The sequence below is a fragment of the Micromonospora sp. NPDC023888 genome, assembly GCF_040639415.1.
GTDB lineage: Bacteria > Actinomycetota > Actinomycetes > Mycobacteriales > Micromonosporaceae > Micromonospora.
Genome location: NZ_JBEZZW010000023.1, coordinates 75326 through 88945, shown reverse-complemented (window position 1 = coordinate 88945; position 13620 = coordinate 75326). Strand labels below are relative to the sequence as shown.

Below are 13620 nucleotides of genomic sequence, written 5' to 3'. Positions count from 1 at the left end.
CGCGGTAGCTTCGACTCGCCCGGACCTCGGGCAACTGCTGATTGGGGTCTAGATGCGTGAAGTCGTGCGTCGGTCTGTGCGGGCGATTCTCTGGGATGAACGCGATCAGCTCGTGTTGATCAAGAGAACGAAGCCCGGCCAAGCCCCTTACTGAACTGCGCCCGGTGGCGGCCTTGAACGACTGACGCATCCCTCGATGCAGCCCTGCGACGTGAGCTGCGGGAGGAGTTGGGCGCGGAGGCAGAGCGGCTCAGCCAGGTGTTCTTGTTCAGCGCACCGTCGGGCGAGGGAGTATCCGTACAGCACTTCGTCTCCTGCCGGCTCACCCGGGTTGACGAGAGTGCCCGTACGGGCCCGGAGTTCACTGATCCGGGCCGGGGCGGCTACATCCTCGACCGAGTGGCTGTCGACCGCCTTCCCGAGGTGGATCTGAAGCCTGATCCTGAAGGAGTTCATCCTCGCGAACGCCGATGCCTTGCTATCGGAGTTCAGCTAAGGCGGACCAGATCCCTGCCGGTGCGAGCGTGAAGCGGCGCGCGGCTTGGAACACGTCCTGAGGGCCGCTCGCTCCGGCGGTGATCGCTGCGACCGCGCCGATGAGTATTCGGTGCGAGAAAATCAATGCTGTGGTTCCTTCACCCCCGTGTCCGAGGATCGCCGAAGCAGCCGTCGCCCGTTCGTAAAGCGCTGTGAGGCTTTCGCCGCCGGCCGGGGTTGAGTCTGGGGTACGACCACCCTCCGCGGGCCGGACGGTGTTCAGGGCTGGTCGCGGGCCCCGGAGCCGGCCTGAATGAGCCGGTCCAGGACAGCACGAGCGGCGGCGAGCCGGTCGATGGACGTGGTGATCCGGTTGCGCTCCACCGCGAGAGCGTCGAGGAGTTCGGGGCAGGTGGGGGCCAGCACGGTCACGTCGTCGGGGATGCAGGGAAGGATCTCGGCGATCGCCGTGGTGTTCAGGCCGGCGGACAGCAACAGTTGGATGTGCCGCACCGTGCCCACCGCCTGCGGCTCGTAGTGGCGGTAGCCGCTCGCGAGACGGGCCGGCCGCAACAGGCCCTGCTCCTCGTAGTAGCGCAGGGCGCGTGGGGTGGTGCCGGCCTGCCGCGCCAGTTCACTGATCCGCACACCGAGAGCAGATCAGCGCTTGACCTTCACGTCAACGGCAAGGTTTAGCGTCGTCGCTGTGACTCACCGCAATCATGAGGACAACCAGTCCGCCACCGTCGCCGTCCTGGGGCTCGGCCCGATGGGCCGGGCGCTGGCCACCGCGTCGCTCGCCGCCGGTCATCCCACAGTGGTCTGGAACCGCTCACCCGGCCGGGCGACCGCGCTCGTGGCCGCGGGGGCGGTGCTCGCTCCGACGGTGGCTGATGCCGTACGTCGGGCATCGGTCGTCGTCGCCTGCGTCATCAACTACGGGGCAGCGCGCGCCGTCCTGTCGGGCCTCGAAAGCCCGCCGAGAGGACCATTCGTCAACCTCAGCAGCGGGCACGCCGCCGAGGCGCGGGACATGGCGACCTGGGCCGCGCAGCGGGGCATCAACTACCTGGACGGCGCCATCCTGACGCCCGCGCCGACCATCGGGACACCGGCCGCGACGATTCTCTACAGCGGTCCGCGGGCCCTCTTCGACGACAGCCTTCCCTCGTTGGAGAGCTTCGGCGGCTCCAGCGTCTACCTCGGTGCGGACGCCGGCACGGCGGCGGCGTACGAGATGGCGTTGCTCGACCTGTTCACCATGTCCGTCGGCGGACTCGCGCACGCCTTCGCCCTGGCCCGCACCGAGGGCATCCCGCCGGCCGCGTTCGCCCGTTTCGCCAGAGGAATCGGTGGCCTGCTGCCCGACATGGCCGACCGGTTCGCCGAGCACCTCACGTCCGGAACCTTCGCCGCCGACGTTTCCAGCATCGCGTCGGCGGGCTCGGCGGTCAGCCACGTCGTCGACGCCGCCGCCGCGCGCGGCATCGAGACCGCGCCGCTGCAGGCCGTGCAATCGATCATCGACCGGGCCATTGCGGCGGGCCACGGCGGCGACAGCTACGCCCGGCTCGCCGAATCGCTCGTGCCAGCCGACCACGCGTAGGCGGAGACGTCAGCGGCCAACTGCTTCGACCTGGCGATTACACTCGCGCTCACACCACTTCGGAGGGGGCGGCGCAGTGGGTGAGCTGCTGTCGACAGTGGTTCAGATCATCAGCTCGTACGTCACCAGACTGCTGGACCGGCGGGCGGTCGCGAAGGACGCGAAGGTCGGCGCCCACCTGCTGGATGTGGTCCTCACGCTGCAGGAGCTGTGCCTCAACGGTGACCGTCTCCTGAGCCTGGCCGACACCATGATCTCCGGCACCGAGCCGCGGGCCGACGACCAGACGGAGTTCGCGGCGCTGCTGCGTCGGCAGTCCGCGCTGATCAACCAACTGCGGAGCGGCCTCGACGCCTCCCGTGCCCTGCTCGCCACCGTCGACGTGGACTTCGCGTTCGCGATGGCGCCCTTCCTCGACGCCAAGTCGGGGCTGCTGACCCGCTGGCAGCAGCAGGCCGCAGTGAGCCGGTTCTCCACCACAACGCTGTTCTTCCTGCCGGCCGAGGCCGTCACCCGCGCGGTGGCGGCCACCCCGGCCGGTTCGAGCACCGCACTCGACCTCGAACGGACGGACTTCGTGCTGGTGGTGGCGGACGAGGTTCGCGGCGCGCGGCGGCGGGAGGTGGCCGACATCCGTGCCGTCGCGGACGACGAGCGCGCGACTCTGCGGGGCGAGGTGGGGCAGGCCCGCGCCGGGCTGGTCACCGCCCGGGAGCTGTGCGCCCGACTGCTCGGGGCGACTCAGGAGGCCATCGGCCCGGACGCCACGGCCCAGTTGCGGCGGACACTGGCCGACCGGGCACAACAGCGCTGAGTCAGCTCACTCGGGTGCGTCGCGATCCCAGTCGAAGCCGGCACGGGCGAACGCGACGCTGCCCGCGCCGGTGGCATAGACCTTGATCCCCTTCATGCTCAGCGAGTGACTGAGATTCTCCACGTTTGACAGCAGGCGTTGGAAGAGCCCCGTGTTGGTCGCCTCGTCGGCGATGCGAATCTCGTCGAGATACGTCATCCTGCGCGGAAAGGAGAGACGCAGCTCCAGCAGTGCCCGCAGCACTCCGGCCGCCGCGATGCGCAGGGAGACCGCTCCTCCGCCGTCGGCGTAGAGCGAGACCTCGACTCGCGCCTCGGGCAGCTCCGCCGTCAGCACCTCGCAGAACTGGCGCGGCGTCAGCTTCATCCACTGCCGCCAGGCGGCGAGGGTCGTCTCGTCAGCCCTGTCGATCGTCAGCTTCGGTTCCGTCGCCCGCAGGTCGGCCACCGTCAGCGCCTCGATCTCGGCGGGCCGGTCCCGGGCTCGGGCCTCCTCGTACGGGGTCAGCGGCACTCCGGCCTGCACCAGGAGCCGGTCCCAGTCCGGGTCGGGCCAGAACGAGCCGGGAAGGAACTCGCCCACCTCGCGCCAGAGCTCATGCCACCGCCGCACGGCGCGCAGCGGCCGGAGGCCGAGCCGCATGGCGGCGACGATCATGCACCGGTGCAGCAGCAGCGTCGCGGCGAGAGCGTCCAGGTTCGCCTCCGGCCCGCCGACGGCACGCAGCGCCGCGGCGGACTCCCGTTCCAGCTCGGTGTACGCCACGAGGTCCGGCGCGTCCGTGATCCGCACGGGGATCCGCGCGTCCAGCACCGAGTCGGTGTCGGCCGGCTGCCACACGATGTCGTCGTTGAGCAGAATCATCCGCAGCTCCTGGCCGTGGTGTTGCACCACGATCTGCAGGAGCGGGTCCCCCTGGGGCAGCGCTCCGCGCTTCAGCCAGACCACGGCCTCGGCGTAGAGTCGCAGGCTCTCACCGATGGCCGGCACCGTGACGACCAGAGCGGGGCCGTCGGGCTCGACCCGCAGCGCCGAAAGCTCACTCAGCGCGTCGACAAGCTCGCTCTGATGCATCGATGAACTGTAGCGGCAAAACCGCCCGCTGGTCTCAGTCGGGCAGTTCGGGGCCGCCGTCGAGCAGCGGGGCCAGCAGGTCGTCGCACTCCTCGACCCGGGTCAGCACCTCGGCGGCGGTGAACTGGCGGACGGCCGGCTTCCGGCCGCGAGCCCCGGCCTCGACCTCGTCCCAGGTCAGCGGCGTCGACACCGACGGCACCGACTGGGCCCGCAGCGAGTACGGCGCGACTGTGGTCTTCGCCGCGTTGTTCTGACTCCAGTCGATGAAGACCTTCCCCGGGCGCAGGTTCTTCGCCATCTTCGACACGATCAGCTTCGGGTGGGCCTTCTCCAGCTCCTGGGCGATCCGCCGGGCGTACGCGGAGACGTCATCGGCGGGTTGGGTGCCCGCGATCGGGCAGCAGAGCTGCATGCCCTTCTTACCTGACGTCTTCGGGTACGACTCGATGCCGTCGTCGGCGAGCCGGTCGCGCATCAGCACCGCCACCGGGCAACACTCGGCCAACCCGGCCGGCGGCCCCGGGTCCAGGTCGACGACCATCATGTCCGGGTGCTCGCCGACCTTCCACTGCGGCGTGTGCAGCTCCAACGCGGCCAGGTTCGCCAGCCACACCAGGGTGGGCAGGTCGTCGGCGACCACGTAGTCGATGGTCTCCCGGCCCTTCGTCGACCCGGGCGCGGGCAGGTTCTCCACCCGCACCCAGTCCGGGGTGGCGGCCGGCGTGTTCTTCTCGAAAAACGACTTGTCGTCGACCCCGTTGGGAAAGCGGATCCGGGTCAGCGGCCGGTCCCGCAGGTGTGGCAGCAGCACCGGCGAGATCCGGGTGTAGTAGTCGATCACCTCACCCTTGGTGAACCCGGCCGCCGGATAGAGCACCTTGTCCAGGTTGGAAAGCTCAAGCGGGCGGCCCTCGACGTCCACCCGTAGCCGCTCAGCCGGCATCGTCCACCTCCTCCGGCGGCTTGTCCGGGCGCAACCGCAGCACCCGGGGGAAGCGCAGCCGGCCGTCCGGGGTGCGCTGGCCGTACTTCACCTCCACCACCACCCGCGGTTCTACCCAGTTGGCGCCCCGGGCATCCTCGCGGGGCATCCCCGGTGCGAACGGTGACACGCCGGAGCGCAGCGGCTCCAGCTCGGCGAGGAGCTGCCGTTCGATGGCCGCCCCGATTCCACCGCCGACCCGGCCCCGGTAGATCAGCCGGCCGTCCGGGCCCGGCACCCCGACCAGCAGCCCGCCGATCCGACGCGCGCCCGGCCGCCAGCCGCCGATGACGAAGTCGCCGGTCACCTCCAGCTTGACCTTCACCCAGTCCGGCGAGCGCACCCCGGGGCGGTAGACGGCACCGACCCGTTTGGCCATGACGCCCTCCAGGCCGTGTTCACCGGCCGCCTCGTAGGTGGCCGGACCGTCGGCGAACGTCGGGGGCACCGCCCAGCGGAGGCCGCCGAGGGCGAGCGCGTCCAGGGCCTCCCGGCGGCGCTCGTACGGCCAGCCGGTCAGGTCGTCCCCGTTCAGCCGCAGCAGGTCGAAGATCATGTACGTCACCGGCATGGCCGCCGCCAACCGGGCCGCCCGGGCGCGGTCGCGCACGTGCATCCGCTCGGCCAGGGCGGTGAACGACGGCTGCCCGCCCGCGCCGAGCAGCACCACCTCGCCGTCGAGCAGGGCGTCGCCGACCTGCTCGTGCAGCGTGGCCAGCTCGGGGTACGCGGCGGTGATCTCCACGCCCGAGCGGGCGTACAGGTGCTGGTCGCCGCCGGAGATGTCGGCGAGCGCGCGGACCCCGTCCCACTTGAACTCGTACGCCCAGCCGTCACCCGCCGGGAGCGGCCCGGTCATCGCGAGCATCGGCTTGAGCGGCGCGCCGGGCACGACCCGACTGTAGTAGCAGGCCGAACACCTCGCGTCCGGTTCTTCGGGATGCGAGCATGGTCGATACCGGGGAAGGGAGCGCAGGATGCGTGCCATCTGGAAGGGAGCCGTGTCGTTCGGGCTCGTCTCGATCGGGGTGAAGCTCTACTCCGCGACCGAGGAGAAGGACATCCGGTTCCACCAGGTGCACCGGGAGGACGGTGGCCGGATCCGCTACAAGCGCACCTGCTCGGTCTGCGGCGAGGAGGTCACCTACGACGACATCGCCAAGGGCTACGACATCGGCGGCGGCGAGATGGTGATCCTCACCGACGAGGACTTCGCCGACCTGCCGTTGACCAGCTCCCGCGCGATTGACGTGTTGGAGTTCGTGCCGGCCGAGCAGGTCGACCCGATCCTCTACAACAAGGCGTATTTTCTCGAGCCGGAGGGCACTGCCACCAAGCCGTACGTGCTGCTGCGCGACGCGCTCATCGACTCGGAGCGGGTGGCCATCGTCAAGGTGGCGCTGCGCCAGCGGGAGCAGCTCGCCACCCTGCGGGTCCGCGAGGGTGTGCTGCTGCTCAACACCATGCTCTGGCCGGACGAGATCCGTACCCCGGATTTCGGTTTCCTCGACGAGGACCTCAAGGTGCGCCCGCCGGAGTTGGCGATGGCCAGTTCCCTGATCGACTCGATGACCGGGGAGTTCGAGCCGGACGTCTTCACCGACGACTACCGGGCCGCGTTGCAGGAGGTCATCGACGCGAAGGTGGAGGGTCGGGAGGTCGTCCAGCCGGAGGAGGTCGAAGAGGCCCCGGCCGCGGCGGTGGACCTGATGGCCGCACTGAAGGCGTCGGTGGAGCGGGCCAAGGCGGCCCGCGGCGAGCAACCCGCCCGTGGCGGCGGTGGCGGTGGGGGTGAGCCGACGCCCATCTCGTCGGCCCGGTCGGCGCAGAAGGCAGCGGAGAAGAAGGCAGCCAAGGCCCCCGCGAAGAAGACCACGGCGAAGAAGACAGCCGAGAAGAAGACCGCCGCGAAGAAGGCGGAGCCGGCGAAGAAGACCGCCGCGAAGAAGGCGGAGCCGGCGAAGAAGACGGCCGCCCGTAAGACCGCACCCCGCAAGAGCGCCTGACCGGTACGGCAGCGACGGCGCTGTCCGCCGGGCCGGGTACGCTCCGCCGGCCGCTGGCCACCGGAGGAGCCCTCATGCCGTACACCCCTGACCTGGACCGGTTGTTGACGCCCGGCGCGCGCTTCACCGACCAGCACGGCGCGTATCTGATCGAGGTCCACCCGGTGGACGACGTCGTGCTGCCCACCGGCCAGGTGGTCGGGTGCGACCCGCTGGTGTGCCCGGAGGCCGAGCCGTTCACTGTCACAGTGCCGCCGGGGCGCTATCCCGTCCGCGCCTGGGTGGCGGTGGTGCTCCGAGAGGACGCCGAGGTGGACCGGCGGGTGGCCGCGCTGGAGCTGGTCGTCTCCGCCGAGCCGAGCATCCGCTGGGAGCCGGCCGTCGCGGGCGACCAGGACATCGCCACGCTCGGCGCGGACGACTACTTCGGATACGGCGTCGACTCCGGTGCCGGCACCCTCGCCGACCCGACCGCGCTCGCCGCCCTGGAAGGCTGGGACGAGGACCGGGTCGAGGAGGTCTTCATCCCCGCCGAGCTACCCGCGTCGCCGGTGCGAGGGCTGATCACCGCCGTCCTGGACGAGGCCAGCGGCGCCAACGTCGTCACAGTGGCCACCGGTTGGGGCGACGGCTGCTACGGCACCTGGATCGGGCGTGCCGCCGACGGCCGGGTCACGTCGTTCGTGACCGACTTCATGGTCATCCCGGGATAACCGCCCGGGAACGCCCCGGAACTGCCGCACTGGGAGATCCGAGGCGTCCGTGGCCGGCACGGTGGGCCGTGGTGCGGGTACCGTGTGCGTCGGCTTTCCCCCCGGCACCGGGTGCCGGCCACACTTCGCAGCAGGGAGTCGACGACGTGAGCGAGCGGACGCAGCAGACGGGCCCGGACCAGAGCCCGGCAACCAAGTCGGGGCGCCGGCTGGCCGCCCAGTTGGCGGCGAAGAAGGCCGCCGACCGGAAGCGTAAGCGCAACGCGGTGATCAGCAGCCTCGCCGCCGTCGCCGTGGCCGCGGTGCTGATCGGCGTCTTTGTGGCGATCGGCGGGGGCGACGACAAGCCCAAGAACCAGGCCGACGCGACCCCGTCGGCGTCCGCCCCGGCCCCCGACGAGCCCGCCGCGCCCCCCGCTCCGCAGTTGCCGGCCGGCGCCGACCCGGCGCTGGGCAGCAAGCCGACGGTGAAGCCGGGCACGGGCGAGCTCAAGAAGCTCACGGTCACCCCGCTGATCAAGGGGACCGGCCCGGCCGTGAAGAAGGGCCAGACGATCACCACCAACTACGTGGGGGTGTTCTTCAAGGACGGCAAGGAGTTCGACTCCTCCTGGCAGGGCGGGCAGCCGGCCACCTTCCCGATCGGCGTGGGGCAGGTCATCCCCGGTTGGGACCAGGGCCTGGTGGGCGTGACCGTGGGCAGCAGGGTGCAGCTCGACATTCCGGGTGAGCTGGGGTACGGCAACGACGCGGCAGCCGCCGGTGGCCGCCCGACCGGCCCCCTGCGCTTCGTGGTGGACGTGCTCGCCGCCCAGTGACCTGTCCGGATCGCCCCGGTTGTCGCCGGGGCGCGATGGAGTTGTTCACATGGGGCTTCCGGCCCGTCACCCAGCGGCAGTAGGTTCGGCGTCACCCCGGGCGGTTCGCCGTCCGGGGTGAAGTCCGGGACTCCGACGCGGAGGTGCAGATGACGGCGCTGGACGAGCCTGGGCGGACGGCCCGGTCGATGTGGGCCTACTTCGAGCCGGTGCACGCGGTCACCTACCTGCACCCCCGGGCCCGCGCCGCGTACGAGGCGGTCGGGCTGCGCGGTTACTGGCGCGGTTACTTCGCCGGCCGGGCCGCGCCGCTGGGTGCCACCGGGGCGGCCCCGGTGATCGCCGCCTTCTTCAATTTCGCGCCGCCGATGGTGGCCCGCGCACTGCCGGCGGTGTGGCGGTTGGCCACCCCGCCGGAGGCGCTGCGCGCCCGACTGACCGGTGCCGTGCAGGCGCTCGCCGAGCTGACCTACGAGCTGCCGGAGTCGCACCTGGCGGAGGCCGCCGACCTGCTGGAGCGGGCCGCCTCGGCGGCGCAGACCGCCGGCCGGGTGCTCGGCGCGGCAAACGCGGCGCTGCCGCTCGGGGAGTACCCGCTGGCCCGGCTCTGGCAGGCCGCCACCACGCTGCGCGAGCTCCGGGGGGACGGGCACGTGGCGGCGTTGGTGGCCGCCGGGCTGGACCCGGTGGAGACGCTCACCTGGCGGGTCGCGCGGGACGGTTCGTCGCCGCAGTACCTGCTGGGCCGGGGCTGGTCCGAGGAGCAGTGGCACGCCGCCCGCGAGCGGCTCACCCGGCGGGGCTGGCTGACCGCAGACGGCACGACCACCGGCCACTCCCGGGCCGAGTTCCAGGCCATCGAGGACGCCACCGACCGTGCGGCTGCCCACCCGTGGCAGGCGCTCGGCCCCGACGGCACGGATCGGCTCCGGGAGCTGCTGGAGCCGATCGCCCGGTCCGGCCACACCTTGGTTCCGGCGGGCAGCCCGCTCGGCCTGCCCGCGTTGCCCGGCTGACCGGACACCCGCCGATCGGGCAGGATGGGCCCGTGGCAGATGCGGTGGTCTTCGACCTGGACGGCGTGATCGTGGATTCCGAGCCGGTGTGGGAGGAGGTCCGGCGGGCGTACGTGGCGGCGCACGGCGGGACGTGGCAACCGGACACGCAGCGTCGGCTGATGGGGATGAGCACCGGCGAGTGGGCCCACTATCTCAGCGGCGAGCTGGGTGTCGGCCGCTCCGCCGAGCAGGTCGCCGTCGAGGTGGTCGAGGAGATGACCCGCCGCTACCGGGACCACGTACCCCTCATCTCCGGCGCCGACCAGGTCGTCCGCCGGCTGGCCGCACGGTGGCCGCTGGGGTTGGCCAGCTCGTCGCCGACCCGGCTGATCGAGGCGGCGCTGGCCGCCACCGGTCTGACCGACGCGTTCGGCGCGACCCTCTCCACCGAGCAGACCGAGCGGGGCAAGCCGGCCCCCGACGTCTACCTGAGCGTCGCCGAGCGCCTCGGCGTCGACCCGGCCCGCTGCGTGGCGGTGGAGGACTCGTCGAACGGGGTGCGTTCGGCCGCCGCGGCGGGGATGCGCGTGGTGGCCGTGCCGCACGGTTCGTACCCGCTCGACCCGGACGCCGCCGGGCTCGCCGTGGTGTCGCTGGGTGCGATCGGGGAGCTGACGCCGGAGCTGGTGGAGAGCCTGGGTTGACGACAGTCGAGCGGGGAAGAGAGCACGAATGAGAGCGATCGTGTACGAGCGGACCGGCGACCCTTCGGTGCTGGAGCTGGTCGAGCGGCCGGTGCCCGAGCCGGGGGCTGGCGAGGTCCTGGTCCGGATGGCGGTGTCGGGGGTCAACCCGACCGACTGGAAGTCCCGGCGCTCCTTTGCGCCGAAGGGCTGGCAGATTCCCGGGCAGGACGGCGCGGGAGTGGTGGAGGGGGTCGGCGAGGGGGTCGACCCCGACCTGATCGGTGAGCGCGTCTGGATCTGGGAAGCGGCCTGGCAGCGGCCGTGGGGCACGGCAGCGGAATACACGCTGGTGCCGGTCCGGCAGGCGGTGCGCCTCGGTGACGCCCCGTTCGAGCTGGGGGCCGCCCTGGGCATCCCGTTCCTCACCGCGCACCGCTGCCTGACCGCCGGGGAGTTCATGCCGGACACCCTGCGCGCGGGTGCGCTTGCTGATCACACGGTGCTGGTGCAGGGCGGGGCGGGCGCGGTCGGCAACGCCGCGATCCAGCTCGCCCGCTGGGCCGACGCCACGGTGGTCGCCACGGTGAGCAGCGCCGAGAAGGCACAGCTCGCGGCGGCGGCCGGCGCTTCCTACGTCATCAACTACCGGGAGCAGGACGTGGTCGAGGAGGTCCGCAAGATCGCTCCCGACGGGGTGCACACGATCGTGGAGGTCGCTCCGGCGACGAACGCGGCGATCGACGTACAGGTGCTGCGGCACGGTGGCGCGGTCTGCATGTACGCCGACGACGGCGGCGACGAGGTGAGCATCCCGATCCGGGCGATGATGGTGCCGAACGCGCGCTGGCAGTTCGTGCTCGTCTACACCGAGCCGAAGGCGGCCAAGGCGCAGGGCGTCAAGGACGTCGCGGCGGCTGCCAGCCAGGGCGGTCTCCGGGTCGGCACCGATGCTGGCCTGCCGCTGCACCGCTACGCCCTGGCCGAGACGGCTGCGGCGCACCAGGCGGTGGAGGACTCGACGGTGGGCAAGGTGCTCATCGCCACGAGCGACGCCTGATCGGGTCGCTGATCACCTGATTTCCCCGTCATCAGGACAGAGCCGAACAATTTTCGCAACAATGATGCTGCGGGTCACCCCGCGTGGAACGGGCGGCCCCGGCGCGGTGCGAACGCCGGGGCCGCCCCTGCGAGGAATGTCCAGCGGCACTCCACCCCGCCGGCGACAGTGCCGGGGCAAACGTTACGGCGCTGTCAGCTCCCGGACAGTCAGCTCACCATCGGCGTACCGCGAACGGACGACCTTCTTGTCGAACTTGCCCACGCTTGTCTTCGGCACCGAGTCGATGAACGCCCAGCGCTCCGGCAACTGCCAGCGCGCCACCGAGCCGGCCAGGAAGTCCCGCAGCTCCTCGGCGGTCACCGAGGCGCCCTCCCGGACCACCACTGTGGCCAGCGGTCGCTCGTCCCACCGCTCGTCCGGCACACCCACCACGCACGCCTCCAGCACCGCCGGGTGGCCCATCAGCGCGTTTTCCAGCTCGACGGAGGAAATCCACTCACCGCCGGACTTGATCACATCCTTGGCCCGGTCGGTCAGGGTGATGAAGCCGTCCGGCGAGAGGGTGCCCACGTCGCCGGTACGCAACCAGCCGTCGCGGAACTTCTCCTCGTCGGGGGCGTCGTCACCGACGTACCGGGCGGTCACCCACGGCCCCCGGACCTCCAGCTCGCCCACGGCCCTGCCGTCGGCGGGCAGCGGCTCGCCGGACGGGCCGACGATCCGCGCCTGCACCCCCGCCGGCACCCGCCCCTGCGTGTAGCGGTACCGCCAGGCCTGCTCGCCGGTCGTCCCGGCGGGCGGACGCGAGACCGACCCCAGCGGGGACATCTCGGTCATTCCCCAGGCGTGGATGACGTCGATCCCGTGCCGCTCGTCGAACGCGTGCATGAGCGCCGGCGGGCAGGCCGAGCCACCGACGATCACCTCGGTGAGCGAGGACGTGTCCACGTCGTGGGTGTCCAGGTAGGCCAGCAGATCGGTCCAGATGGTGGGGACCGCACCGGCCAGGGTGGGCTTCTCGGCGGCGACCATCTCGGCGATCGGCGCGGCCTGGAGGAACCGGTCCGGCATGATCAGTGACGCGCCGGACAGGAAGGCCGCGTACGGCAGACCCCACGACATGGCGTGGAACATCGGCACGATGGCCAGCTCCCGGTCGGTCGGCGCGAGACCGAACCCCTCCGGCATGCAGACCTGCAACGAGTGCAGGTAGATCGACCGGTGCGAGTAGGCCACGCCCTTCGGGTTGCCCGTGGTGCCCGAGGTGTAGCAGAGCGCCGCGGCGTCGTGCTCGTCCACCTCGGGCCAGTCGTACACCTCGGGCCGGTCGGCGAGCAGCGCGTCCCAGTGGTGCACGGTGATCCGGTCACCGGCCGCCGCCACCAGAGGCGCCGGGTCGCCGCCACCGACCACCACCACGTGCCGCACGGTGGTCAGCTCACCGATCACCCGGGCCAGCAACGGGATGAGCGTGCTGTCGACAAGCACCACCCGGTCCTCGGCGTGGTTGGCGATGTAGGCGACCTGGTCGGGAAAGAGCCGGATGTTGAGCGTGTGCAGCACCGCGCCCATGCTCGGCACCGCGAAGTAGGCGACCAGGTGCTCGTTGTTGTTCCACATGAAGGTGGCGACCCGCTCGTCGCCGGTCACCCCGCACTCGTCGCGCAGCCCGTGTGCCAGCCGGGCGGCGGTGCGGCCCACCTCGGCGTACGTCATCCGGCGGGGCTCGGCGCCCGTCCAGGTGACCACCTCGGCAGAGCCGTGCACTCCTGCGCCGTGATCGAGGATCCGGGAGACCTGCAGAGGGGCGTCCATCATCGTGCTACGCATGGGTAACAAGCTAGTGTCGGCGGTCACACGTTGGGAACCCCCGTAAATTGTCGCAGGTGAGCATTTCCTGGGCCGACTCGTACGTGGGGCAACTGCGCGCCCTCGCCGGGGACCGGACGCTGATGTTCGTCGGTGCCCGCGCCGTGGTCAGCGACAACGCCGGACGCATCCTGCTGATCCAACGCTCCGACAATGGCCAGTGGGCCATGCCGGCCGGGGCGATGGAGTTGGGTGAGTCGATCGCCGACTGCGCGGTACGCGAGGTCCGCGAGGAGACCGGGCTGCGTGCGCTGCGGGTCTGCGCGTTCGCCCTCTACACCGGCCCGGACCGGACGAGCACCAACATGTACGGGCACACGTACCAGGTCTTCACCACGGCGTTCCGGGTGGAGGAGTGGGACGGGCAGCTCGCCCGGGTCACCGACGAGACCACCGACGCGGGCTTCTTTCCCCGCGACCGGTTCCCCGCCCCGCTCTCCACCTCGGTCACCGAGACCCTTGCCGACCTGGACGTCTTCGAGCAGACCAACCGGCTCATCCTCAAGTAGGGCAA

The 13620-nt window shown here is 71.4% G+C and carries 14 protein-coding genes and 1 pseudogene; 10 read left to right on the top strand and 5 right to left on the bottom strand.

The features are described from left to right. Window positions 1-52 precede the first annotated feature (52 nt). Window positions 53-496: pseudogene (locus AB0F61_RS21080) on the top strand (NUDIX domain-containing protein). A gap of 260 nt (window positions 497-756) precedes the next feature. Here the strand turns inward: AB0F61_RS21080 and AB0F61_RS21075 are convergent. Further along, entirely contained in the window at window positions 757-1125 is a 369-nt protein-coding gene (locus AB0F61_RS21075; protein WP_112585860.1) for a MerR family transcriptional regulator, read from the bottom strand. Window positions 1126-1183: 58 nt separating this feature from the next. Here AB0F61_RS21075 and AB0F61_RS21070 point away from each other — a divergent pair, with 58 nt between their 5' ends. Then, window positions 1184-2083 carry an NAD(P)-binding domain-containing protein gene (locus AB0F61_RS21070; protein WP_357812126.1) on the top strand — a complete coding sequence of 300 codons (900 nt, stop codon included), beginning with the start codon at window positions 1184-1186 and terminating at the stop codon, window positions 2081-2083. Between the two features lie 76 nt (window positions 2084-2159). Then, the gene (locus AB0F61_RS21065; protein WP_357812124.1) at window positions 2160-2897 is read left to right on the top strand and encodes a hypothetical protein; all 738 of its coding nucleotides are present in this window, start codon (window positions 2160-2162) and stop codon (window positions 2895-2897) included. Between the two features lie 6 nt (window positions 2898-2903). Here the strand turns inward: AB0F61_RS21065 and AB0F61_RS21060 are convergent, their stop codons facing one another. Genes AB0F61_RS21060 through ligD (AB0F61_RS21050) form a run of 3 tightly spaced genes read right to left on the bottom strand, consistent with a single transcriptional unit; the run spans window position 2904 to window position 5848 of the window. After that, window positions 2904-3971, bottom strand: a complete 1068-nt coding sequence (locus tag AB0F61_RS21060; protein WP_357812122.1) for a hypothetical protein — start codon at window positions 3969-3971, stop codon at window positions 2904-2906. Between the two features lie 34 nt (window positions 3972-4005). Then, window positions 4006-4917 carry a non-homologous end-joining DNA ligase gene (gene ligD / locus AB0F61_RS21055; protein ID WP_357812120.1) on the bottom strand — a complete coding sequence of 304 codons (912 nt, stop codon included), beginning with the start codon at window positions 4915-4917 and terminating at the stop codon, window positions 4006-4008. Next, a complete protein-coding gene (gene ligD, locus AB0F61_RS21050) occupies window positions 4907-5848 on the bottom strand; it encodes a non-homologous end-joining DNA ligase (protein WP_357812118.1) in 942 nt (313 codons plus the stop codon). Before ligD (AB0F61_RS21050) ends, ligD (AB0F61_RS21055) begins: the two co-directional genes overlap by 11 nt. A gap of 85 nt (window positions 5849-5933) precedes the next feature. Between ligD (AB0F61_RS21050) and AB0F61_RS21045 the strand changes: the two genes are divergently transcribed. The 6 genes from AB0F61_RS21045 to AB0F61_RS21020 all read left to right on the top strand — a co-directional run bounded on the left by AB0F61_RS21045 (window position 5934) and on the right by AB0F61_RS21020 (window position 11234). Then, window positions 5934-6962 carry a Ku protein gene (locus tag AB0F61_RS21045; protein ID WP_357812115.1) on the top strand — a complete coding sequence of 343 codons (1029 nt, stop codon included), beginning with the start codon at window positions 5934-5936 and terminating at the stop codon, window positions 6960-6962. A gap of 74 nt (window positions 6963-7036) precedes the next feature. After that, window positions 7037-7675, top strand: coding sequence for a DUF4241 domain-containing protein (locus tag AB0F61_RS21040; RefSeq protein WP_357812113.1), 639 nt, complete (start codon window positions 7037-7039; stop codon window positions 7673-7675). A gap of 146 nt (window positions 7676-7821) precedes the next feature. Continuing rightward, window positions 7822-8493 (top strand): FKBP-type peptidyl-prolyl cis-trans isomerase, encoded by a 672-nt coding sequence (locus AB0F61_RS21035; protein WP_357812111.1) that lies wholly within the window; start codon window positions 7822-7824, stop codon window positions 8491-8493. Between the two features lie 188 nt (window positions 8494-8681). Then, on the top strand, window positions 8682-9509 hold the full coding sequence (locus AB0F61_RS21030; RefSeq protein WP_357812175.1) for a hypothetical protein: 828 nt from the start codon (window positions 8682-8684) through the stop codon (window positions 9507-9509). 32 nt (window positions 9510-9541) lie between these two features. Beyond that, on the top strand, window positions 9542-10195 hold the full coding sequence (locus tag AB0F61_RS21025) for an HAD family phosphatase (RefSeq protein ID WP_357812109.1): 654 nt from the start codon (window positions 9542-9544) through the stop codon (window positions 10193-10195). A gap of 28 nt (window positions 10196-10223) precedes the next feature. Beyond that, the gene (locus AB0F61_RS21020; protein ID WP_357812107.1) at window positions 10224-11234 is read left to right on the top strand and encodes an NADPH:quinone reductase; all 1011 of its coding nucleotides are present in this window, start codon (window positions 10224-10226) and stop codon (window positions 11232-11234) included. Between the two features lie 183 nt (window positions 11235-11417). On the opposite strand, the gene AB0F61_RS21015 is transcribed toward AB0F61_RS21020, so the two are convergent. Then, entirely contained in the window at window positions 11418-13052 is a 1635-nt protein-coding gene (locus tag AB0F61_RS21015; RefSeq protein WP_357812173.1) for a fatty acid--CoA ligase, read from the bottom strand. A 71-nt stretch (window positions 13053-13123) separates the two neighbouring features. Here AB0F61_RS21015 and AB0F61_RS21010 point away from each other — a divergent pair, with 71 nt between their 5' ends. Further along, window positions 13124-13615: an NUDIX domain-containing protein gene (locus tag AB0F61_RS21010; RefSeq protein WP_357812105.1), complete on the top strand. Its 492-nt coding sequence runs from the start codon at window positions 13124-13126 to the stop codon at window positions 13613-13615. Window positions 13616-13620: the final 5 nt, after the last annotated feature.

What these genes read in the sequence shown, in the direction of transcription:
- AB0F61_RS21040 (WP_357812113.1), top strand. Translation starts at nt 7,037, where the DNA reads ATGCCGTACACCCCTGACCTGGACCGGTTGTTGACGCCCGGCGCGCGC.
- AB0F61_RS21030 (WP_357812175.1), top strand. Translation starts at nt 8,682, where the DNA reads ATGTGGGCCTACTTCGAGCCGGTGCACGCGGTCACCTACCTGCACCCC.
- AB0F61_RS21020 (WP_357812107.1), top strand. Translation starts at nt 10,224, where the DNA reads ATGAGAGCGATCGTGTACGAGCGGACCGGCGACCCTTCGGTGCTGGAG.
- AB0F61_RS21060 (WP_357812122.1), bottom strand. Translation starts at nt 3,971, where the DNA reads ATGCATCAGAGCGAGCTTGTCGACGCGCTGAGTGAGCTTTCGGCGCTG.
- AB0F61_RS21015 (WP_357812173.1), bottom strand. Translation starts at nt 13,052, where the DNA reads ATGGACGCCCCTCTGCAGGTCTCCCGGATCCTCGATCACGGCGCAGGA.
- AB0F61_RS21045 (WP_357812115.1), top strand. Translation starts at nt 5,934, where the DNA reads ATGCGTGCCATCTGGAAGGGAGCCGTGTCGTTCGGGCTCGTCTCGATC.
- ligD (WP_357812120.1), bottom strand. Translation starts at nt 4,917, where the DNA reads ATGCCGGCTGAGCGGCTACGGGTGGACGTCGAGGGCCGCCCGCTTGAG.